The sequence below is a fragment of the Pelomicrobium sp. G1 genome, from assembly GCF_051905455.1.
In the GTDB taxonomy this organism is placed as follows: Bacteria; Pseudomonadota; Gammaproteobacteria; order Burkholderiales; family UBA6910; genus Pelomicrobium.
The window spans coordinates 1-271 of sequence record NZ_JBQACR010000351.1 but is presented as its reverse complement, the minus strand read 5'-3'; the positions used below and the strand labels follow the sequence as shown (position 1 = coordinate 271).

Sequence of the window (271 nt, the reverse complement as noted above, 5' to 3'; positions counted from 1 at the left end):
GTCGTAGCCCGGCGCGATGTCGGTGGTGAGGGGGCCCAGGGTGTAGAAGGGCGCTTCGTGGCCATGCTTACGCTCCAGATCCATGCTCTCCTTGATGAGCTGCATGGGCACGTGCCCCGGACCCTCGATCATCACCTGGCAGTCGTGCTTCCAGGCGATGCGGGTGAGCTCCCCCAAAGTCTTCAACTCGGCGAGCTGGGCCTCGTCGTTGGCGTCGTAGATGGAGCCCGGCCGCAGCCCGTCCCCCAGGGAGAAGGCCACGTCGTAGGCC

At 66.4% G+C, this 271-nt stretch carries 1 protein-coding gene; it reads right to left on the bottom strand.

From position 1 onward, the window contains the following. Positions 1-271 (bottom strand): phosphomethylpyrimidine synthase ThiC (locus ACTFO6_RS18805; protein ID WP_439935881.1); only part of this gene is annotated, 271 nt, incomplete at both ends.